This window comes from Streptomyces sp. NPDC046939 (assembly GCF_040644575.1).
GTDB lineage: Bacteria > Actinomycetota > Actinomycetes > Streptomycetales > Streptomycetaceae > Streptomyces.
On the sequence record NZ_JBEYWV010000005.1, the window covers coordinates 224,431 to 245,574 of the forward strand.

Consider the following 21,144-nt stretch of genomic DNA (forward strand, 5'->3'; position numbering starts at 1 on the left):
CTTGCTGCGCCGAGCGGGGCGTTGCGTGACGGCACCCGCGCACGCGCGGCTACGAGACCGCGCGTGGCGCGGCGTTCGGTCGTACGACACCGGCTCAGCCCTCGCCGAGCCAGTGGCGGACGCGGGAGAGGAGGTCGTTGGCGTCGACCGGCTTGGTGACATAGTCGCTGGCCCCCGAGGCCAGACTCTTGTCCCGGTCTCCCGGCATCGCCTTCGCGGTGACGGCGATGACGGGCAGGTCCGCGTAGCCCGGCATGTTGCGGATCTCGGCGGTGGCCGTGTAGCCGTCCATCTCGGGCATCATGACGTCCATCAGGATCAGGTCGATCTCCGGATGTTCCCGGAGCGTGTCGATGCCCTTGCGGCCGTTCTCCGCGTGCAGGACATGGATGCCGTGCATCTCCAGGATGCCGCTGATGGCGAAGAGGTTGCGGGCGTCGTCGTCGACGACCAGCACGGTGCGCCCGCGCAGCCCGTCGTTGCCGGTGTCGAGCGTCTGCGGGCGCACCCGGTCGGCGCGGACCAGCAAGGCGGCGTCGCCGGGCTGTTCGGCGGACAGGTGCAGGGCGATGCGTTCGCGCAGCTCGTCCAGGCTGGAGAGCAGTTCCAGCGGCCGCCCCTCGGAACGCGCGTGCAGGGTCTGCTCCTGCTCGGCGGTGAGCCGGTGGTTGTTGTGGGCCAGGACGGGGACGTTGCGCAGGGCGGGGTCGCCGTCGATGGCGTCGAGGAAGACCCAGGCTTCCTGCCCGTCCAGGTCCAGGTCCACGACGACGCAGTGGAACGGCTGGGCGGCCAGGGCGGCGGCGGCTTCCTGGGCGTCGAGGGCGGTGAGTACTTCGCGTCCGGCCTGGTCGGTCAGTTCCCGGTTGCCTTCCAGGTCACGGACCGCGCTCTCGGCGACCAGCGAAAGGAGTCCGCCCTGCCGGTTCTCGATCACCAGCAGGCGGCGCGGTGTACGGACGGAGGACTGCGCCGGGGCGGCGGTCAACTGCCGGTTCGCGGGCGACGCCGCCAGGTCCCGGGCGCCCGCGGGGTCCTCCGACGGCGCGTTGCGGTTCGCGTCGAGAAGCGCGTCGGTGACGACGGGCAGGTAAAGGGTGAAGGTGCTGCCCTCGCCGGGCACGCTGTGCGCGGTGATGGCACCGCCGAGCAGGTGGGCGATCTCGCGGCTGATGGACAGCCCGAGGCCGGTGCCCCCGTACTTGCGGCTGGTGGTGCCGTCCGCCTGCTGGAAGGCGCCGAAGATGGTCTCCAACTGCTGCGGGGCGATGCCGATCCCGGTGTCCTTGACCCGGAACGCCACGACGGGGCCGCCGTGATGGATGGCGTGTGCGGCTTCCTTCTGCGTGGCCGGCTCGATGCACAGCTCGACGCGGCCGCGCTCGGTGAACTTGATCGCGTTCGAGATCAGGTTCCGCAGCACCTGCCGCAGCCGGGCGTCGTCGGTGATCAGCTCCGGGGGCACCCCGGGAGCGGTGGTGACGGTGAAGCCGAGGTTCTTCTGGGTGGTCATCGGCCTGAACGTCGCCTCGATGTAGTCGAGGAGCGGGCGCAGCGGAGCCCGTTCGGGGTTGATGTCCATCTTGCCGGCCTCGACCTTCGACAGGTCGAGGATGTCGTTGATCAACTGCAGCAGATCGGAACCGGCGGAGTGGATGATGCCCGCGTACTCGACCTGCTTGGGCGTGAGGTTGCGGGTGTGGTTCTGGGCGAGCAACTGGGCCAGGATCAGCAGGCTGTTGAGCGGCGTCCGCAGTTCATGGCTCATGTTGGCCAGGAACTCCGACTTGTACGTCGACGCCAGGGAGAGCTGCCGGGCGCGGTCCTCCAGCTCCTGGCGGGCCTGCTCGATCTGCAGGTTCTTGGCCTCGATGTCGCGGTTCTGGGTGGCGAGGAGCTGCGCCTTGTCCTCCAGCTCCGCGTTGGAGCGCTGCAACTCCTCCTGCTGCACCTGCAGCTCTTCCGAGCGGGCCTGCAGCTCGCCGGTCAGCCGCTGGGACTCCTGCAGGAGTTCATCGGTGCGGGCGTTGGCCAGGATGGTGTTGACGTTGGCACCGAGCGTCTCCATCAACCGCTCTAGGAAGTCGCGGTGAATGGGCGTGAAGGCGGTGAAGGAAGCGAGCTCGATCACGCCCAGGACCTGGTCCTCGACCACGATGGGCAACACGATCAGCCCGCCGGGCCTGGCCCGGCCCAGACCGCTGGAGATGCCGATGTAGTCGCTGGGCACCCCCTCGGCGGTGATGACGCGACGGCTGCGGGCAGCCTGGCCCACCAAGGACTCACCGGGCCTGAACCGGTCGTGGCCCTCGATGCCGACGGGCCTTCCGTAGGCGCCGACCAGGCGCAGTTCCATCCCGTCGGCGCTCTCCTCGGCGAGGTAGAAGGCGCAGTACTGCGCCGCCACCAGGGGGGCCAGTTCGTCCATGACCAGCTCGGCGACCACCCCCAGGTCCCGGTGTCCCTGCATCAGCGACGAGATGTGCGCCAGGCTGGACTTCAGCCAGTCCTGTTCCTGGTTGGCCCGCGTCGTCTCGCGCAGCGACATCACCATGGTGTTGATGTTGTCCTTGAGCTCGGCGACCTCGCCCGACGCCTCGACGGTGATCGAACGCGTCAGGTCCCCCTCCGCGACGGCGCTGGCGACCTCGGCGATGGCACGGACCTGCCGGGTGAGGTTGCCGGCGAGTTCGTTGACGTTCTCCGTCAGCCGCTTCCAGGTGCCCGAGACACCCTCGACCTCCGCCTGGCCGCCAAGACGCCCCTCACTGCCCACCTCCCGCGCCACGCGCGTGACTTCGGCCGCGAACGAGGACAGTTGGTCGACCATGGTGTTGATGGTCGTCTTCAGCTCCAGGATCTCCCCGCGGGCGTCGACGTCGATCTTCTTCGACAGGTCGCCCCGGGCGACCGCGGTGGTCACCTGCGCGATGTTGCGGACCTGACCGGTCAGGTTGTTCGCCATCGAGTTGACGTTGTCGGTCAGGTCCTTCCACGTGCCCGCCACGTTCGGCACCCGTGCCTGTCCGCCGAGGCGGCCCTCGGTACCGACCTCGCGGGCCACCCGGGTGACCTCGTCGGCGAACGCGGACAGCGTGTCCACCATCGTGTTGATCACGCCCGCGAGCGCCGCCACCTCGCCCTTGGCCTCGACGGTGATCTTCTGCGACAGGTCGCCGCGGGCCACGGCGGCGGCGACCTGGGCGATGGAGCGGACCTGACCGGTCAGGTTCGAGGCCATCACGTTGACGTTGTCGGTCAGGTCCTTCCACGTCCCCGAGGCCCCACGGACGGTGGCCTGACCGCCGAGGTTCCCTTCGGTGCCGACGTCGCGGGCGACGCGGGTGACCTCGTCGGCGAACGCGGAGAGCTGGTCGACCATCGTGTTGATGGTGTCCTTCAGCTGAAGGATCTCGCCGCGCGCGTCCACCCGGATCTTCTGCGACAGGTCGCCCTGGGCGACCGCGGTGGCCACCTGGGCGATGGAGCGCACCTGGTCGGTGAGGTTGCCGGCCATGAAGTTCACGGAGTCCGTCAGGTCCCGCCAGGTCCCCGAGACGCCCTTGACATCCGCCTGGCCGCCCAGGCGCCCTTCGGTGCCGACCTCGCGGGCGACGCGGGTGACCTCGTCGGCGAACGCGGAGAGCTGGCCGACCATGGTGTTGACGGTCTCCTTCAGTTGAAGGATCTCGCCCCGCGCATCGACGGTGATCTTCTGCGACAGGTCGCCCTGCGCGACCGCCGTGGTCACCTGTGCGATGTTGCGGACCTGGGCGGTGAGGTTGCCGGCCATGAAGTTGACCGAGTCCGTCAGGTCCCGCCACACGCCGCCGACGCCCGGCACCTCCGCCTGACCGCCGAGACGGCCCTCGCTGCCGACCTCGCGGGCGACGCGGGTGACCTCGTCGGCGAACGCGGAGAGCTGGTCGACCATCGTGTTGACGGTCTCCTTCAGCTCCAGGATCTCCCCGCGCGCGGCGACATCGATCTTCTGCGACAGGTCACCACGGGCGACCGCCGTGGCGACCTGCGCGATGTCGCGGACCTGGGTCGTCAGATTCCCCGCCATGGCATTGACCGAGTCCGTCAGGTCGGCCCAGGTGCCGGAGACACCCGGGACCACCGCCTGGCCGCCCAGCGTCCCCTCGGTGCCCACCTCCCGTGCCACGCGCGTGACTTCGGAGGTGAACAGGGCGAGCTGGTCGACCATGCCGTTGAACACCGTGGCGATCTCGCCCATGAGGCCGTCCGCCGCGTCCGGCAGCCTCGTACCGAAGTCACCGTCACGCACGGCGGTCAGCCCGGCCAGCAACTGGCGCAGTTCCGGCTCACCCACCTTCGCGGCCCGCGCGGAACGGGCCTGGGGCACCGGGCCAGCCACCTCAACCGGTGTTTCCGGCATGACACAACCTCGTTCCATGTACACAGCAGCGGCGGATGCGAACGGAGCGGACGAAGCCCTTCAGGCGACGATCCCGACCGGTCCACGAATGTTTCCATGCGGAAAACGTCACCACGATACCCGGGCCCGCCCATGGATGAGGAAGCCAACCGGACGGAGCGGAAGCAGAGATGAGACCGTGCCGCCCATTTGCGGCTGTTTGTTCCTGGCTGGGTCCGCGATGCCGCCCCTCGGCGATCGCAAAGATCACAAACCTGCAGCCGAGGTGGCCCGGCGACGGCCGGACGGGCAGTCACCACGCCCTACTGATCGGGCGGATGTGATTGACTGGTACAGGAATCAAGTGCACAGGCAAACAGCGGCCACGACGCCGGTCACGCCACCGACGTGGTCCCCGGCGGCCCGGCGCACGCACCGGCGCTCCCGGGAGCGGGCGAACACGCCGGCTCGGTCGGCCTGGATCTGACCCCTCGGAGTTATCAGCATGGGCGAGCATCCCCCCGGGCCGGACGAGGACCACGAAGCCGTACGGGCGCTGTGCGCGGTCATGGAACGGCTGGAGTCCCTGTGGGAGCGCGAGCGCCACAGCCACTCCTCCTACGTCGTCTCCGCGTCGCAACTGCGGGTCCTCTACGAGCTGGAACGCACCGACGGCGTCAACCTGCGGGAACTGGGTGCGGCCCTGAGATCCGCGCCCTCGCCACTCAGCCGCCTGTGCACCCGGCTCGAAGTCATGGGCTTCATCAGACGCGTACCGAGTCCGCAGAGCGGCAGGGAGATCGAACTTCATCTGACCCCGCAGGCCAGGTCCTACCTCGACGAACTCCGCCAAGGCCGCGCACGCGCCCTGTCGACCGTACTCACCGCCATACCCCGCTCCCAACGACGCCCCCTGGCGGAGAGCGCCGACGTCCTGCGCAGAGCGCTGGAGCAGTACGGGGAGATTCCCGACGGGGCCGCGCGTTCCGCTTGAGGCGGGCGGGTCGGCCGGCCCGACTGGATCGTGGTCGGGCCGGCCGGGTCGGTCAGGTCATCCGGTGTGCTCAGCCGGAGGGGAAGTTGGCCGTCCGTTCGATCAAGTGGTCGTGCAGGTGCTGCCGTTGAGCGTGAAGGCGCTCGGCGCCCCGCTGTTGCCGCTGTGCGTGGCCTGGTAGCCGATCGTCACGGTGGTGTTCGGCGCGATCGTGCCGTTGTACGAGACGTTGGTCGCCGTCACCGCCCCGGAGGACGGGGTGTAGGTGGCGCCCCAGCCGTTGGTGATGTTCTGGCCGCTCGGCAGGGTGAAGCCGAGCTTCCAGCCGTTGATCGCGGTGGTGCCGGTGTTGGTGATGGCCACGGAGGCGGTCAGGCCGGTGTTCCAGGCGGAGGTGCTCGCGGTCACCTTGCAGCCGGACGGTTGGGGTTCGGGGCCCGGCCCGGGCGTCTGACTGTCCAGGCCGAAGAAGGTGAGCACGCGGGCGCCCATGCCGTAGGCGTAGACGTTGTGCCCGACGCCCTGGAGGCTGATGGCCTCGACCGGCGCGCGCTCACCCGTGGCGCCGTACCGGGTGCGCGTCCAGCCGCCGACGGGGCTGTCGGTGGAGGCCGGGGTCTGGCTCACGCCCAGGACGTTCGTCCACTGCTTGATCTCCTCACCGAAGTTCGGGTAGCGCAGGGTGTCGTCCTGAGTGCCGTGCCAGAGCTGCATACGGGGGCGCGGGCCGGTGTACCCGGGGTAGGCGTTGCGGACCAGATCGCCCCACTGCTGCGGAGTGCGGATCACGGTGCCGTTGGCGCAGGCGCTGTTCCACTCGGAGCCGTCGGTGGTGGCGAAGCAGCCGAACGGAACCCCGGCGAAGGCGGCGCCGGCGGCGAAGACGTCCGGGTAGTCGCCCAGCAGCACGTTGGTCATCATCGCGCCGGAGGAGATACCGGTGGCGAAGACGCGCTGGGGATCGGCGTGATACGTGCCGAGCACCCAGTCGACCATCGACTTGATGCCGACCGGGTCGCTGCCGCCGCCGCGCCGCAGGGCTTGCGGCGAGGAGACGTCGAAGCACTTGCTGGCCCGGGTGACGGACGGGTAGACGACGATGAAGCCGTAGCGGTCGGCGAGCGAGGCGTACTCGGTGCCGCTGTACATCGCCGGCCCGGAGCCGGTGCAGTAGTGGACGGCGACGAGGACTGCCGGATGGGCGGTGACCTTCTCGGGGACGTACACGTACATCTGGAGATTGCTGGGATTGGTGCCGAAGTTCTTGACCTCGGTGAGGGTCGCGTAGGGCACGTCGGCGGCGCCGGTGCGGGCGGCGGCGGCCGGGGGAGCGCCGAGGAGCAGCGCGGCGAGCAGTGCCACCAGCGCTCCGTGGAGCGCGACGAGCGTCGTTCTCAGTGGTCTCCTCGCGGTGTTGCCTGCGGTGACGGACACGGGGTCGTCCCTTCCTGTCGCGGCTGGGTCATCGCTGGGAGCGCGGGCGTGACGGCAGGCGCACGGCCGCCATGGAAGCGCTCCCACACCGTCACACGGATGCCGCGCGTAAGCCGTTCACCACCGGGGCGGCGAAGCGATCGGGAGGCTGCGCAGTGTCAGCGTGGCCGGCGGCGGCAGCGGGGCGGTGGCGGTGTCGGCGCGGAATGACTGAAGCAGATAGGCCACCAGGCGCCGGGACGCTGCACCGTCATCCGGCAGGGCGGTCACCAGACCGCAGTGGGCCAACAGGAACACGGCGAGGTCGGAAGGGTGGAAATCGGCCCGCAGCGCGCCCGCCGCCTGGGCCCTGCGCACCAGGGTCGTGAAGTCCCGCTCGGCTTGTTGCCGGGACTGCGCGTGTTCCGACGCGGTCTCCGGGAAGGCCGCGACGAACGCGGCCGGGAACCCGCGTTCCTCCCGCTGCAGAGCGCAGACCGTCTCGACCATCCGCTGGAAGCCCTGCCACGGGTCAGGGGCGGCCAGAGCGTCGGTGAGCGCCTGCGCGCAGGTCTCCATCTGCTGCGCGTACGCGCCTCTCACCAGGGCGTCCCGGGTGGGGAAGTGCCGGTACAGCGTCGCCACGCCGACCTCGGCGCGTCGGGCCACGGTCGCCATCGGCGCGTCGATTCCACGCTCCGCGAAGACCGCACGAGCGGCGACGAGGAGGCGCTCCCGGTTGCGCCGGGCGTCCGCCCGCACCTCGTCCCGGCCTGTGATCCGAGATGATTCCGCCATCACTGTCTCTCGCTTCCGGTCCAAGCGGACGATCGCGTCCACTTCCAAGCCTACGGTCGGTGCCACATCCCCGAACGACCCCCGGCGGCAAAGGCAGACGATGAACGACCGCATGATGAAGGCAGTGCTCTACGACCGCTACGGCGGCCCCGATGTCCTCTATACGGGCCGCGTGGCACGCCCCGAGCCAGGCCCGAGCGAAGTCCTGGTGAAGGTACGCGCGTTCAGCGTCAACGGCGGCGAACTGGCCGCCCGCGCCGGCCGTGTCCGCCTGCTGACCGGCCGGAAATTCCCCAAGCGCGTCGGCCTGGACTTCACCGGCGAGGTCACCGCGCCGGGGACCGGAGTCACGCAGTTCGCGGCCGGCGACCGTGTGTGGGGGGTTCTGGGCCGCACCGCCGGGTTCGGCAGCGCCGCCGAGTACGTGACCGTGCCCGCCGAGCGGGTCGGCCGGCTCCCCGACGGCCTCGACCTGGTGGACGCCGCCGCGCTGCCGGTGGCCACCACGGCCATCACCGCGCTGCGGGACAAAGCCCGGCTGCGCCCCGGCGAACGACTCCTCGTCCGGGGCGCGGCAGGCGGTGTCGGCAACGCCGCCGTCCAGCTCGGCCGGGCGTACGGGGCAGAGGTCACCGCTCTCGCCCGCGCGGCCAACCTCGACTTCGTCCGCGGGCTCGGCGCACACAAGGCCGTCGACCACCGGACCGTGCGACCGACTGACCTGGGCCGCTTCGACGTGGTCCTGGACACCGCGGGGACCGACCTGCGGGCCTTCCGGCGCCTGCTGAACCCCGGCGGGCGCATGGTCACCATCGCCTTCGACCTGAAGCGACCGGCCGCGTCACTCGCCTACCTCGCGGCCAGCTCGGTCCACGGACGCGGCCGGGTGCGCTTCTTCAGCGGCAACCCCCTGCGGGCGGACCTGGACGACCTGGCCCGCCATGTGGTCGACGGCAAGCTGCGCCCTGCGGTGGACAGGGTCTTTCCCCTGGAGGAGACGGCAGCGGCACACCGGGCACTGGAGGCGGGCGGCGTCCAGGGCAAGTATGTGGTCAGGGTGGCGTAGGACGTCTGTGGAGGTGCTGATCACGGCCATGTGAATGGGCGAGGGTGGAGGTCCGCGGATCGCATCCTAGAGGCGGGTAGGGGCGGCCTGTGCGGCCAGGTTGGCCACTGCCAAGGATCGGCCTCACTCATTGCGGATCCAGGTCAGCACAGTGCGAGAGGCACACGCGCGGCCGGGAGCGCACCCTATTACTCATTCCTCCGCGCGCGGGAACGGGGGAGTTGGATGCGCTCCACCGGCCAACGTTCAGGCCCGGGTGTAACCGCCGTCGGCGAAGAGTTCGGCGCCGGTGACGAACGACGAGGCGTCCGAAGCCAGGAAGAGGGCGGCCTCGGCGATCTCCTCGGCGTCGGCCAGTCGCCCCAGGGGCACGGTGGCCTCGGCGAACTCATCGGCGGCAGGCCCTGTGACGCCCAGCAGGCCAGGGGTGCGCGTGGGGCCCGGGCTGAGCACGTTGACCCGGAAGCGGCGCTCCCGTGACTGCCGGGCCCAGTTGTGCACGAGGTTGCTCACCGCCGCCTTCGAGGCGCTGTAGACCTCGAGCTGCTCATTGGGCCGCACGCTGTTGCTTGAGCCGATGACCACGATGGAGGCGTTCTCCGCCAGCAGCGGGAGCGCCTTCTGAACGGTGAAGAGCGTGCCCTTGACGTTGACGGCGAGCGTCAGGTCGACGTTCGCCTCGGTGTGGGCTCCGAGCGCGGCGTCCGCGGCGATTCCCGCATTGGCCACCAGTACGTCGATGTGTCCGGCCTCGTCTCGGACGCGCGCGTAGAGCGCATCCAGGTCGGCGAGGTTCGAGACGTCGGATCGTACGCCGGTGGCCGCGGGGCCCATCTCCTTGACCGCCGCATCGAGGCGGTCGGCGTCCCGGCCGGTCACGAAGACCCGTGCGCCCTCCCGGACGAAGCGGTGGGCGATGGCCAGCCCGATCCCGCTCGTCCCTCCGGTGATCACGGCAACCTTCTCCTGCAGTACGCCTGGCATGGCGAACCCCTTCGGTTCAGTCAGTGCAGTTCTGGAATCGATCGTCCACAACGTAGGCAGTAATGGACGATCGAGTCAAGAATGGCTAGGCTGAAACCATGCCGAGACCACGCGCATTCGACGAACGCCAAGTCCTGGAACGGGCCCGGGAACAGTTCTGGGCGACCGGCTACGCGGGAACCCGGATGGACGACATCGCCCGGGCGACCGGCCTGGGCAAGGGCAGCCTGTACGGCGCGTTCGGCGACAAGGCCAAGCTGTTCCACCGCGTGTTCGGCGACTGGTGCACAGCGGTCGTCGAGGTGGCCGAAGCACGGCTGGCGGGCGGCCCGGATGCGGAGGCCATGGCCCGGCTGTCGGACTACGTGCGCCTCATGGCGGAGAACACCGCCTCCGACACCGAGCGCCGTGGATGCCTGCTGGCCAAGGGCGCGGCGGAACTGGGCCAGTGTGACCCGACGGTCGCCGGACAGTCGGCGGAAACCATGACAGCGCTGCTGACCCTGCTGCGGACGGAGATCAGCGCCGCCCAGCGCCACGGCGACATCGACAGCGACGCGGATCCGGAGCGGCTGGCGGCACTGCTGCTGACGGTGGTCCGCGGTATCGAGGCGGTAGGCAAGGCCGGGCTGGCCCCGGAGACGGTGCGCGACATTGCGGACACCGCGTTGGCAGTTCTGCCCAGGCCCGGGGGACAGAACCGCCTCGCAGCCGGGCGCGGTCCGGCCCGCGAGGACTGACTTGGCGCCTTTCATCGTCGTGTGCGCGGCACTTGCCGCAATCCCTGTTGTCCGCAGGCCGGCCAGTCGCCGACACGTGAAGGCCCTGGCTGGACGGGGGAGACCAGCCAGGGCCGTATGGGTGTGGCACGCGGAGGGCGGTCGCCTCGCGGCGAAAGGCTCCATGGGGCTTCAGCCGAACGATCTTCCCCATGGGCTATAGGTGAGGCCCGGGGACACTGTCCCCTCCGCAGCCACACCCTTCCCAACGCCGCACCCGTGCGCAATGTTCCGCCGACGGAGGCGGGGAACGGGTGAGCTGCGGCACACGCTGCCCCGGCGGCCAACGCCGAAGCCAGCAGGTTGTGAGCCGGGGCCTCGCCTCCGGGCCACATGCGACAGTGTCGACCAGCGATGCGACGCTCTCAAGCGATCGACCGATCGCGCAGTCGGCGCGCGATCGAAGCGACGCCTTGCGTGCCGGAGGCGGCGTCGCGCACCAGCTCGGCGGCCGCCTTGATCGGGGTAGTCCAGGAGTCGTTCGAGGAGTGCTCCAGGCACGGCAGCCGCGCCAGCGTGTGCAGGAGTGCCGCTGCCTTGCGATTCGTAAGGCCTCGCCAGCCCGCCCCTCTCCGGTGACCTCAACGGCGCCCATCACCCGGGCCATGAATCAGCCACGGCCCCCGGGCCGGAATCGAACAGCCCCTCTGGCTACGCCATCTGGGCTGGTGCTCACAAGGCCGGTACCCTGCCGTGGACAGTCGGTGCCGTCATCGATGCGGGGGTCGCATATGTCGAACACCATGGTGCTGCTCCTTACCGTCGGCCCGCTCGCCATGGTTCTGGCGATGATCGCCGCGCACGGGTTGGGCGAGACGAAGGACGCCTACACCGGGGAGGTCACCGGACGGGGGGTAAGCAGTTCGACCGGTACCTACGGCCCGACGGGCCACTACATGATGCACATCCGCACTGACGAGGGGCGGGAGCTCAGCATCGAGGTGAACGGCCGGACGTATCACTCGCTCGCCGTCGGCGACCGGGTGGTCAAGGAGTGGGGCAGGCGCTGGCCGGAGCGGTCGGCGTAACGGAGCGGACAGCTCTGCCGCACCACCGTCGGCACGCCCCCTCGCCGACCGGACGCGGGTTGCGCCGGACACCGCAGGCCGCGCGCGACAACTTGCGGCCACGACGCCGATGGTCAGCCCTGTTGCTGGGAGGGCCCGCTGTTCACCGTGGTCACCCCGGCCCGGCGTCCTTGACAGCGGCGCGGCCGGATCGACGCACCGGCCACTCCGCGACCACCGGGGAGCGATATGACCAACGCGAATCTGACTCCGTCCGTCCTGGCCCGCATCCGCGACGAGGCTCTGGCCTGGGGTCGCGCACACGGCGACGCGCAGCCGGACCGTATCCGCGTCGTGGCGACAACCCGCGATGCCGCCACTCGGCTCCTTCAGCCAGGCGGCGTGCGGTCTGTGCCCGATCCCTGCTACTTCGTGGTCCTCGAAGGACGCTTCCAGCAGCCCGGAATGCCCGAGGAAACTCAGCCCGCAGGCATCTGGGCGGCCTTCTTCATGCAGCCGGAACGACTCCGCGCCGATGTCTTCACCATCCGCCCGCGCGGATACGTCCCGCACCGCCCCATCGAGGATCTGGGCAATGTCCACGTGCTCGTGACCAGCAAACGCCCTGACTGACTGAAGGCCCACTCCAAGCGGTGCAACGCTTCGAAGACCTGATCGGGGCAACCCAGCCGCTCGTCCTCCCTCCCCGGCGCACGGCCGCTATGGACGCGGCCGTACCAACTCGGTTCGTTCGACGCGCTGAACCAGAAGCCAAGTGCACCAAAGGGGGAAGGGGGCAACGACCCGTACGAGACAGTCCCTACGTCCTCTCTGCGACATGAGAATGCCGACCTGAAGTTGGAGCATGCTCAATGCCTTACGGTCGAGGGCATGGCACGCAACGTGATAGTCACCGGTGGTGGTACGGGGATCGGGCGCGCGGCCGCGCAGGCGTTCGCCGCGCAGGGCGACAGGGTGCTCATCGTCGGGCGCAGGGCCGAGGTTCTGGAGAAGGCCGGAGTACCCGGCGGCTTGATGTACGCCGCGGACCTCGCCACCGTTCAAGGCGCGCGCGGCGCCGCCGACTTCGCGCTCGGCGCGTTCGACGGGGCCGTCGACGTCCTTGTGCACAGTGCGGGCGGGCTCGGTCGGCCCGCGCCGCAGGTGGACGGGGCCGACGGTGATCCCCTCGACGCCGTCGCCCACGCCTGGAACGACAACTTCCGCATCAACACACTCACGTCCGTCCTGCTCACGGAGGCGCTGCGCGACCATCTCAGGGCACCCGGTGGACGCATCCTCTTCCTGTCGTCCATCGCCGCGCTGCGCGGTTCCGGCACGGGCGCCTACGGCGGCGCCAAGGCGGCCCTGCACCCGTACACGTACGACCTTGCGAAGGCCCTCGGGCCGCGCGGGATCACTGTGAACGCGGTGGCGCCGGGTTACATCGAGGACACCGAGTTCTTCGGTCCTTCGATGTCCGAGGAGGAGTACCGGCGCAGGGTCGACGCCATCCCGACCGGCCGCGCCGGCATCCCCGACGACATCGCGTCCACCCTGCTGTGGCTGGCGTCTCCCGGTGGCGGTCACGTCACCGGCCAGATCGTGCAGGTCAACGGCGGTGAGATGCTCGGCCGTTGATGGCCAAGCCCGGGCGCGGTGTGAGCGCGGCCGGCCCGGGGTGCCGACGGCGTTCCCCGCGTTGGTCCAGCGCACCCGACATGCCGCTGGACAGGAGCCGGGTCAGTTCAGCGGTGGTGGGGTCCACGCGTGGTGGCGAAGGATCATGCGGGTGGCGGCCCGGGAGGGCGTCAGTCGCAGCGCTGTGTTGCGCAACATGACGGCCAGCGGGTGGGACAGGTGGTGCCCCATTCTCCCGGCCTGGCGGGCGGCGTCCGCGACGGCCTGGCTGCGCGGTCGGCGTTCGGCGTCGTAGCGGGCGAGTGCGGTGTCGATGGTGGGCTCGGTGGCGAGGGTGGCGGCCAGGGTGACGGCGTCTTCCAGTGCCTGGCAGGCGCCTTGGCCGAGGTTGGGGGGCATCGCATGTGCCGCGTCGCCGAGGAGCGCGATGCGTCCGACCCTGTAGGCGGGTAGCGGCGTGCGCAGTTCGTGCACGTCGTGGTGGAGCACGGCCTCGGGCCGGGTCGCCTGAAGCAGGGCAGGGATCGGGTGATGCCATGTGCCGAAGCGTCGGCTCAGTGCGGCCAGAGGGTCGGCGGGCCGTGTCCCGGCAGGGCATCTGAGGACGGCGTGCCACTCGGCCCGCCCGTCCGGGAAGGCGATGTGCCCGAACTCCGCGCCGGGGCCCCAGGTCAGTTCGAAGTCGCTGTGCACATGCACCGGTTGCTCGGTGATGGCGCGCAGCACGGTCGAACCGCTGTAGACGGGGCCTGGATGGTGCGGAAAGAGCTGAGCGCGGACGGTGCTGGCGATGCCGTCGGCGGCGATGACCAGATCGGCGTGCAGAGAGGTGGTGTCGTAGTCGACGCGCACGGTCTGCGGTCCGTCCTGGGTGACGGCGGACGCCTTGGAGCCGGTGGTCAGCGCTCCGTCGGGCAACGCCTCGCGCAGCAGCCGGTGCAGGGTGGCGCGGGGGATGCCCATGATTGGTGTGCCCACCGCCTTCTCCAGAGCCGCGCCGTCCATCCGCATCAGCCAGCGGCCTCGGGGCGTGCGCGTGCCTCCGCTGTACTGGCCCCGCGATGCTCTGCGGACCGCTTCGCCGACACCGAGTTCGTCCAATGCCCGTAGGCCGTTGGCCGCCAGGGAGATACCAGCCCCCGCGTCCTGGGATGTCAGCGACCGCTCCAGGACCGTCACCTGCCACCCGATGCGGTGCAGGCCGATCGCGGCGGCCAGCCCGCCGATGCCCCCTCCGACCACCACTGCCGTGTTTCCCATACCGACCCCCTTTGCAGGCCCTTCTACTGGCCCTTCTGCTGCATCTTCTACAGATGAAGAAGATGACCCTATCCCGGGTCTCTACGGGTGTAGAAAAGGGGTATGGCTTCCAACCGACGCACCCTCCTCGCGGACGCGGCGCTCGATGTCCTCGCCGACGAAGGGATGCGCGGCCTGACCCACCGCGCGGTCGACCGCCGAGCAGCCCTGCCGGCCGGTACCACCTCGGCCTACTTCCGCACCCGCGCCGCGCTGCTGACCGCACTCGCCACCCGCCTCGTCGAACGCGACCAGGCCGAACTGCGGACGACGGCCGACGAACTCGCACCCCTGCGAACCGCCGAGGAACTGGTCGACGCCCTGATGGCCCTCGCTCACAAGCGTCTGACCGGCGAGGGCCGTCGGCGCTCGCTGGCCCGTCATGCCTGCACGGTCGAGAGCGTGCGCGACACGCAACTGCGCGACATCCTCGTCCCACGCGAGAACGCCGGCCACCAGGCGGTGCGGCTGTTCCTGTCCGCACACGGCGTCAGCGACGTCGACAACCGCACCTTCACCCTGCTGACCTGCATCGACGGGCTGGTGTTCGACCGGCTGGTGCGGGGCGGCGAGGTGCCGCGCGAGGCCATGGAGGGACTGGTCGCCGCGGCTCTGCGCTAGACGCGCAGGCGTAGAGCGCGCTGACGTACAGTGCGGCTGGGCGGGCCCCTGGCCGCGACAGTCAACGCCGCATGACTCGCTCGAAGGTCCGCCAGGGCGAGAGCGGCCGGTCCTCCTCACGGGGCCCGCCCGCCGCCATGGCATTCTGTGCCGATGAACGGTCCGGAGATCCTTGTCGAAGTCGCCCCCGCCCTTGGCCTGTTCGTGCCGCGCGCCTACCGCGACGGCACGCCCGCGCCGCTCACCGTCGACGGCGTCTCCACGCTCGGGCACGTCGTCGAGTCGCTCGGGGTGCCGCTCACCGAGGTCGGTGGGCTCCGTGTCGACGGCGTCGAGGCGGGCACCGGGCACATCCCGGCGGCGGGGGAGCGGGTCGAGGTGCGGGCCGTCACCCGGCCGCAGCCGGTGCCGGGCGCACCGTTGCGTTTCCTCCTCGACGTTCACCTCGGCACCCTCGCCCGCCGGATGCGGCTGCTCGGCATCGACACCGCGTACGAGGCCACCGACATCGGCGATCCGGCCCTCGCACTCCGCTCGGCGACCGAACGCCGGGTCCTGCTCAGCCGCGACCGGGGGCTGCTGCGCCGCCGCGAACTGTGGGCGGGCGGTTATGTCTACAGCGACCGCCCCGACGACCAACTTCGTGACGTGCTCGGCCGGTTCGCCCCGGAGCTGCGCCCCTGGACCCGCTGCACCGCCTGCAATGGCACGCTGACGCAGGCCTGCAAGGAGGACATCACGGACCGCATCGAGGGCGGCACGCGCGCCACCTACGACGTCTTCGCCCAGTGCGGGCAGTGTGCCCGTGTGTACTGGCGCGGGGCACACCACGACCGCCTGGAGGCGATGGTGACGGCGGCGATGGCCGAGTTCGGGCCGGGCAGCGAACTGTAGTTGACCGCGTGCGGTGTCGCCATGCGCCGTCTACCAGCCGGTCAGCAGAAGGTGATTGATCGTCAGCGCCAGCCCTGCCTGTGCCGCGAGCCAGACGCGCCGTCGGGGAAGAAACGCGGCGCCTGCCAGGAGCCACATGGTGAAGGGCAGCCAGATGCGTTCCGTCTCGGCCTTGCTCATGCCGGACAGGTCGGCGACGAGCAGAGCAAGGAGCGCGCTCGTGGTGAGGAGGGCGAGGCGGGCCTGGGGCGTCAGTGGCCGGGGGAGTGGGCGCGGAAGGAGTTGGCCGACGGCCCTGCGCAGGCCCGCGACCGTGGCCGGGCCCGCGATCAGCACCGTGCACGCGAGATTGGCCCACACCCAGTACCCGTAGGGGCGGATGCCGCCCGCGCCCTGGTAGTAGCGGGTGACCAGGAGGTGGTAGCCCTCCCACCAGTTGAACCCCGCGAGGGTGAACGCCGCTGGGACCACGGCGAGTCCGGCGAGCAGCAAGGCCGCCAGGATCGCCGGGTGTTCCCGTACCCGGTGTCGGCCGAGGAACAGCACCGCCGCGCCGATGACGGCGAAGAGGGTGAGCCCGTACGAGAGGTAGCAGAGCAGGCCGAACAGGAGGCCCGAGCCCGCCGCCCACCACATGGACCGGCCGCTCACCGCGAGGGCGAGCAGGGCCACGGCCCAGGCGGCGACGGCGGCGAAGTAGGCGTCGGCCGACGCGCCCATCCACACCGCCGTCGGTGCCAGGACCAGGAACGGTGCCGCGCGCCGGGCCCACTCCTCGGAGACCAGCGCCCGGACGGTGATCAGTACCGCCACGCAGGCCGTCGCTCCGACGACGACGCACCACATTCCGGCCCACCCACCGCCGCCGAGGCCGATCCGGTCGAGGAGTACGAAGGTGAGCGGCGCGGCCGGGGGGTGGCCGGCGGTGTGGGCGGGCCAATGGTCGGGGGAGTCGATGAGAATGTGGTGCGTGTAGTCCCGCAGGGTGGCCGGGATGTCGTGGAAGCGGTCGATGACCTGGAGGTACTCGTACTTGGTGGTGAGGCGGCGGGCGATGCCGCGGTGCCATCCGTCGATCAGCGCCAGGCTCACGATCCAGGCGGTCGCGGTCGCCCAGGACGTGGCGAGGAGCGCGGGCCAGGAGAGTCTTGTCGTGAGCGCGGGGGCGTACGCCACGACGGCGGCGGCCACGGCGAGCGCCGCGGGGGTGCCGGGGCCGATGTGGGGCAGCCAGTTGGCGTACAGGGGTGGCCAGCCGACGTGCAGGGTGTGCCGGGTGTGTTCGATGTGTCGGCCGATCAGCACGGCGGCCACCACGAGCAGGGCGGCCCCGGCGACGGCGTACAGGTCTCGGCGGCCGGAGCGGGGTTCGGCCCTGGACGGCCTCGGGGGCCTGGTGGGAGCGTCGGTGCGGGTCACACGGGAACGCTAGGACGGGTCGGTGCGCGGACGGCGCCGCCGGGGCCGGACGTCAGCGTTTCGTCATGGGTCGCGCAGGCGGTTCGGGCGGGGATCCGGCCTACCGTCGCACCATGCGCGACACCCTTCGTTCCCCCTCCTCACCCGGATTCTGGCGCAGCCCGCTGCGCGGTTCCGGCTTCACCTCGGTGCTCGGCCTCGTGCTGCTCCTCGGTGTTCCCGTGCTGTTCGTGACGGGTCTCCTCTCCTACGCCGCGTACAACCCGGACCTGGCGGCGGTGAACGACAAGACCCCCGGCAAAGGGCTGCTGGGCCTCTACCTCTTCGCCTGGCCGACGAACCCGCACTGGCTGTACCGGCTGACGCAAGGCGTGCACGTCACGCTCGGCGTCACGCTGATCCCGGTGCTTCTCGCCAAGCTGTGGTCGGTGCTGCCCCGGCTGTTCGCGCTGCCACCGGTCCGCTCCCTCGCCCACGGTCTGGAGCGGCTCTCGCTGCTTCTGCTGGTCGGCGGCGGCCTGTTCGAGTTCGTGACGGGCGTGCTCAATGTGCAGCTCGACTACCTCTTCCCCGGCTCATTCTACCCGCTGCACTTCTACGGGGCCTGGGTCTTCTTCGCCGCTTTCCTGACACACGCGGCGCTCAAGACACCGGCCGCACTGCGCAACGTACGGAAGATGCGGGACGGCGAGGAGGGGGCGGAGGGGGAAGGGGAGTTGGTCGCGCCGAGCCCCGAGCCGGCGACCGTTTCGCGGCGCGGCGCCCTGTGGTTCGTCGGCGGCGGATCGGCGCTGCTCTTCGCGACGACCGTGGGGCGCGGCTTCGACGGGCTGCGACCGACGGCACTGCTCGCCCCGCACGGCGGCGCCGAACCCGGTGGCGGACCGAACGGCTTCCAGATCAACAAGACCGCCGCCTACGCGGGTGTCGGCGCGGCCGAGACCTCCGCGGACACCTGGCGTCTGGTCGTCACCGGACGCTCCGGCACGATCCGTCTCAGCCGGGCGCGGCTCGACGCGCTCGCCCTGCACAGTGCCGCGCTGCCGATCGCGTGTGTGGAGGGCTGGTCGACGTCCGACCAGCGGTGGCGCGGCGTACGGCTGCGGGACCTCGCGGCCCTCGTCGGCCATGACGGCGATGATCCGCCGGACGTGTTCGTGGAGTCCCTTCAGCGTCACGGCGCGTTCCGGCACGCCGCGCTGCGCGCCAATCAGGTGGCCGATCCGCGCTCCCTCCTCGCCCTGTACGTGAACGGGGCCCCGCTCACCCCCGATCACGGCTACCCGGCGCGGATCATCGTGCCTGCCGCGCCCGGAGTGCTGAACACCAAGTGGGTGGCCCGGCTGACGTTCGGAAGGCTGTGAAGACGATGACAGGCAAGTGGACCATGCCCCGGCCGCGACTCGGCAGCCCGTTCCAACTCGTGTTGCTGGCGGGCTCGTCCGCGCTCGCCGCCTATGCGGGCGTGCGGCTGTTCGCCGGTGACTGGCTCGGCGTGGCGCTGTGGATCGTGGGGGCGGCGCTGCTGCACGATCTGGTTCTGGTGCCGCTGTACTCGGCCGCGGACAAGGTGCTCTTGGCGGTGGCGGACAGCGCGGGGCAGCGGGCACGGGCCGGATATGTCCGGGTCCCGGCCGCGCTCTCCCTCCTGCTGCTGTTCGTCTGGTACCCGTTGATCAGTGGGTCGGTCGACGCGCGCTACCGGTCGGCCACGGCCTTGTCCGCGGCCCCGTTCCTGACCCACTGGCTGCTGATCACGGCCGCGTTGTTCGGCGGGTCGGCGCTGGTGCTGACCTGCTCGGTGCTGCGGGAGCGCAGGGCGACGAAGCGGCGCCCGCCCGCTGACCACTGAGCGTCGGGGGAGAGGCCCGTCGGCGCTGCGTGCCGGAGCAGGGCCTCGGAGCCCAGGCGAGCCCAGGGGAACGGGCGGCCGTCGTCGTGGGCGCCGGACGGGACGTCGACGACCTGAACGTGGGCGCGTTCGTCGACGTCCACCGGCGCGGTCTCCGCGATCAACAGGCCGCCGGGGGAGAGGAGTTGCGTCACTCGCTCCAGGAGGGCGCGTGGATCACCGCCGATGCCCACATTGCCGTCCATCAGGAGCACGGTGTCCCAGCGGCCTTCACCCGGCAGCGGTTCGAAGACGGAGCGGCGCAGTGCCGGGCCGCCGAGGCGTTCGGCGCGGTCGACGGCGGCCTCGCTGACGTCGATGCCGAGCGCGGTCCTGCCGCGCGCGGCGAGCTCCGCGACGAGCCGTCCGGGGCCGCAGCCCACGTCGAGGACCGCGCCCTCGCAACGGTCGAGGACCTCCCGGTCCACCGCGTCGGCCCGCGCGCACCAGCGCTCCACCTCCAGAGGCAGCAGCCAGCCGTCGGCGCGGCGCAGGAACAGCGGACCGCGGCCCGCTCGCAGCGCGTACGCGTACGGGTCGGCGCTCGCCCAGGACGCGGTGGCGGGCGGCGCGCTCATCGGCGTACCGCCGGCGAACAGTGCGCGAGGCGCGCGGCGAACCGGCTCTCCGGGGCCAGCCCGGCGACGGCGTGCGCGTCGGCGGCGGTGTCGACGTCGCGCAGGGCGGGCAGGTCGCGCACCCGCAGTCCGGCGGCGACGAGCCGCGCCCGTTGCAGCTCACCGGTGCGCGGCGTCGACATGGGGACGCCGCGCAGCAGTCCGGGGTCGGGTTCGGCCAGGCCGAGGGCCCAGAATCCGCCGTCGAGGGCGGGCCCGAACCAGGCGTCGCAGGTGTCGAAGCCGACGTCGAGGAGGGCGGGCGTGACCTGCGGGGTGTCCATGCCGATCAGCAGCGCGGGGCCCCGGCATCCGGCGAAGGCGGCCGCGAGGCGTTCGTCGAGTCCGCCCGCGCACTGCGGTACGACGTCGAAGCCGGGCGGCAGCCACGGCCCGGGGCGCCCATCGAGGACCAGGACGCGCCGGGCGGCCGGGGTGGTGGCGACCGCGCGCAGCGTGTCGGAGAGCGCGGCTTCGGCGAGCGCGGCGCCCTGCGCGGGCGTGAAGGGCGGGGTGAGCCGCGTCTTGACCCGGCCGGGGCGCGGCTCCTTGGCGATGACCAGCAGGGTGTTCACCGTGCGTCCTCTTTCCCCGCCGAGGTGACTGTGCGGACGGGCCCGCGCCGAGGGGCTGTTTCAGAGTTGACTGACGCGTCTCGCCCAGGCGGTTCGGCGAGGACGCGGCGCATGTCGCGCACCGCGTGCCAGGTGCCGCGCCAGGTACCGGTCACCTTCGACGCTCCGCTGCGCGGCAGGTACGGCACGTCGTGCTCGGTGATGGTCCAGCCCGCGTCGGCCGCCCGCACCACCATCTGCAGCGGGTAGCCGCTGCGCGGATCGGCGAGGCCGAGGCCGAGGAGCGCCTCGCGGCGCGCGGCGCGCAGTGGGCCGAGGTCGCCCAGCGGCACGCCGGTCCTGCGGCGCACCATACGGGCCAGGGCGAGGTTGCCGACGCGGGCGTGGACCGGCCAGACGCCACGGCCCGCCGGGCGGCGTCGCCCGAGCACCAGGTCGGCGCCGCCCGCCCGTACCTCGTCGACGAACGGCACCAGGTGGGACGGGTCGAGGGAGGCGTCGCAGTCGCAGAAGCAGACGATGTCGGCGCGGGCGGCGGCGAGACCCGCGCGGCAGGCGGAGCCGAAGCCGCGCCGGGGCTCGTGCACGACCTGGGCGCCGAGCGTGCGGGCGAGGTCCGCCGAACCGTCCGTGGAACCGTTGTCGACGACGATCGCCCGCCAGCCGGGAGGGATGCGCTCGATGACCCAGGGGAGGGCCTCGGCCTCGTTCAGGCAGGGCAGAATCACGTCGACCGGTGGTGGTGGGGTTGTCACGGCTTTCACC

Annotated in this window: 18 protein-coding genes and 1 pseudogene; 9 read left to right on the forward strand and 10 right to left on the reverse strand. The window is 71.2% G+C overall.

All coding sequences use genetic code 11. The features are described 5' to 3' along the window. Nucleotides 1–94 precede the first annotated feature (94 nt). Nucleotides 95–4,369 carry a HAMP domain-containing protein gene (locus ABZ877_RS08005; RefSeq protein WP_361066194.1) on the reverse strand — a complete coding sequence of 1,425 codons (4,275 nt, stop codon included), beginning with the start codon at nt 4,367–4,369 and terminating at the stop codon, nt 95–97. 517 nt (nt 4,370–4,886) lie between these two features. Between ABZ877_RS08005 and ABZ877_RS08010 the strand changes: the two genes are divergently transcribed. Beyond that, nucleotides 4,887–5,375 (forward strand): MarR family transcriptional regulator, encoded by a 489-nt coding sequence (locus ABZ877_RS08010; protein ID WP_361066197.1) that lies wholly within the window; start codon nt 4,887–4,889, stop codon nt 5,373–5,375. Nucleotides 5,376–5,477: 102 nt separating this feature from the next. Here the strand turns inward: ABZ877_RS08010 and ABZ877_RS08015 are convergent, their stop codons facing one another. Beyond that, on the reverse strand, nt 5,478–6,809 hold the full coding sequence (locus ABZ877_RS08015; RefSeq protein WP_361066200.1) for a PHB depolymerase family esterase: 1,332 nt from the start codon (nt 6,807–6,809) through the stop codon (nt 5,478–5,480). A 117-nt stretch (nt 6,810–6,926) separates the two neighbouring features. Continuing rightward, nucleotides 6,927–7,586 (reverse strand): TetR/AcrR family transcriptional regulator, encoded by a 660-nt coding sequence (locus tag ABZ877_RS08020; protein WP_361066203.1) that lies wholly within the window; start codon nt 7,584–7,586, stop codon nt 6,927–6,929. Nucleotides 7,587–7,686: 100 nt separating this feature from the next. Here ABZ877_RS08020 and ABZ877_RS08025 point away from each other — a divergent pair, with 100 nt between their 5' ends. Beyond that, nucleotides 7,687–8,652, forward strand: a complete 966-nt coding sequence (locus ABZ877_RS08025) for an NAD(P)-dependent alcohol dehydrogenase (RefSeq protein WP_361066206.1) — start codon at nt 7,687–7,689, stop codon at nt 8,650–8,652. A gap of 246 nt (nt 8,653–8,898) precedes the next feature. On the opposite strand, the gene ABZ877_RS08030 is transcribed toward ABZ877_RS08025, so the two are convergent. Then, nucleotides 8,899–9,636, reverse strand: a complete 738-nt coding sequence (locus ABZ877_RS08030; protein WP_361066209.1) for an SDR family oxidoreductase — start codon at nt 9,634–9,636, stop codon at nt 8,899–8,901. Nucleotides 9,637–9,734: 98 nt separating this feature from the next. On the opposite strand from ABZ877_RS08030, the gene ABZ877_RS08035 reads away from it, so the two are divergent. After that, on the forward strand, nt 9,735–10,376 hold the full coding sequence (locus ABZ877_RS08035; protein WP_361066212.1) for a TetR/AcrR family transcriptional regulator: 642 nt from the start codon (nt 9,735–9,737) through the stop codon (nt 10,374–10,376). Between the two features lie 404 nt (nt 10,377–10,780). Here the strand turns inward: ABZ877_RS08035 and ABZ877_RS08040 are convergent. Beyond that, a pseudogene (locus tag ABZ877_RS08040) lies at nt 10,781–10,954 on the reverse strand (fic family toxin-antitoxin system, toxin component); the annotation flags it as partial. 192 nt (nt 10,955–11,146) lie between these two features. Between ABZ877_RS08040 and ABZ877_RS08045 the strand changes: the two are divergent. The 3 genes from ABZ877_RS08045 to ABZ877_RS08055 all read left to right on the forward strand — a co-directional run bounded on the left by ABZ877_RS08045 (nt 11,147) and on the right by ABZ877_RS08055 (nt 13,063). Next, complete coding sequence (locus ABZ877_RS08045) at nt 11,147–11,443, forward strand: hypothetical protein (RefSeq protein WP_361066215.1); 297 nt, start codon at nt 11,147–11,149, stop codon at nt 11,441–11,443. Nucleotides 11,444–11,671: 228 nt separating this feature from the next. Further along, nucleotides 11,672–12,055 carry a hypothetical protein gene (locus ABZ877_RS08050; protein ID WP_361066217.1) on the forward strand — a complete coding sequence of 128 codons (384 nt, stop codon included), beginning with the start codon at nt 11,672–11,674 and terminating at the stop codon, nt 12,053–12,055. A gap of 258 nt (nt 12,056–12,313) precedes the next feature. Further along, nucleotides 12,314–13,063: an SDR family oxidoreductase gene (locus ABZ877_RS08055; RefSeq protein ID WP_361066220.1), complete on the forward strand. Its 750-nt coding sequence runs from the start codon at nt 12,314–12,316 to the stop codon at nt 13,061–13,063. Nucleotides 13,064–13,165: 102 nt separating this feature from the next. Here the strand turns inward: ABZ877_RS08055 and ABZ877_RS08060 are convergent, their stop codons facing one another. Beyond that, the gene (locus ABZ877_RS08060) at nt 13,166–14,323 is read right to left on the reverse strand and encodes an FAD-dependent monooxygenase (protein WP_361066223.1); all 1,158 of its coding nucleotides are present in this window, start codon (nt 14,321–14,323) and stop codon (nt 13,166–13,168) included. Nucleotides 14,324–14,425: 102 nt separating this feature from the next. Here ABZ877_RS08060 and ABZ877_RS08065 point away from each other — a divergent pair, with 102 nt between their 5' ends. Further along, entirely contained in the window at nt 14,426–14,983 is a 558-nt protein-coding gene (locus tag ABZ877_RS08065; RefSeq protein ID WP_361066226.1) for a TetR family transcriptional regulator, read from the forward strand. 153 nt (nt 14,984–15,136) lie between these two features. Then, nucleotides 15,137–15,877 (forward strand): Mut7-C RNAse domain-containing protein, encoded by a 741-nt coding sequence (locus ABZ877_RS08070; protein ID WP_361066229.1) that lies wholly within the window; start codon nt 15,137–15,139, stop codon nt 15,875–15,877. Nucleotides 15,878–15,907: 30 nt separating this feature from the next. Here ABZ877_RS08070 and ABZ877_RS08075 read toward each other — a convergent pair whose 3' ends face one another. After that, nucleotides 15,908–17,224: a hypothetical protein gene (locus ABZ877_RS08075; protein WP_361066389.1), complete on the reverse strand. Its 1,317-nt coding sequence runs from the start codon at nt 17,222–17,224 to the stop codon at nt 15,908–15,910. Between the two features lie 185 nt (nt 17,225–17,409). On the opposite strand from ABZ877_RS08075, the gene ABZ877_RS08080 reads away from it, so the two are divergent. Next, nucleotides 17,410–18,660: a molybdopterin-dependent oxidoreductase gene (locus tag ABZ877_RS08080; protein ID WP_361066233.1), complete on the forward strand. Its 1,251-nt coding sequence runs from the start codon at nt 17,410–17,412 to the stop codon at nt 18,658–18,660. A gap of 334 nt (nt 18,661–18,994) precedes the next feature. Here the strand turns inward: ABZ877_RS08080 and ABZ877_RS08085 are convergent, their stop codons facing one another. From ABZ877_RS08085 to ABZ877_RS08095, 3 genes are read right to left on the reverse strand one after another with little or no spacing between them, the layout of a single operon-like run. Next, a complete protein-coding gene (locus ABZ877_RS08085; protein WP_361066236.1) occupies nt 18,995–19,765 on the reverse strand; it encodes a class I SAM-dependent methyltransferase in 771 nt (256 codons plus the stop codon). Next, nucleotides 19,762–20,379: a DUF2064 domain-containing protein gene (locus tag ABZ877_RS08090; RefSeq protein WP_361066238.1), complete on the reverse strand. Its 618-nt coding sequence runs from the start codon at nt 20,377–20,379 to the stop codon at nt 19,762–19,764. Before ABZ877_RS08090 ends, ABZ877_RS08085 begins: the two co-directional genes overlap by 4 nt. Further along, nucleotides 20,376–21,143: a glycosyltransferase family 2 protein gene (locus tag ABZ877_RS08095; RefSeq protein WP_361066241.1), complete on the reverse strand. Its 768-nt coding sequence runs from the start codon at nt 21,141–21,143 to the stop codon at nt 20,376–20,378. Before ABZ877_RS08095 ends, ABZ877_RS08090 begins: the two co-directional genes overlap by 4 nt. Nucleotide 21,144 lies beyond the last annotated feature (1 nt).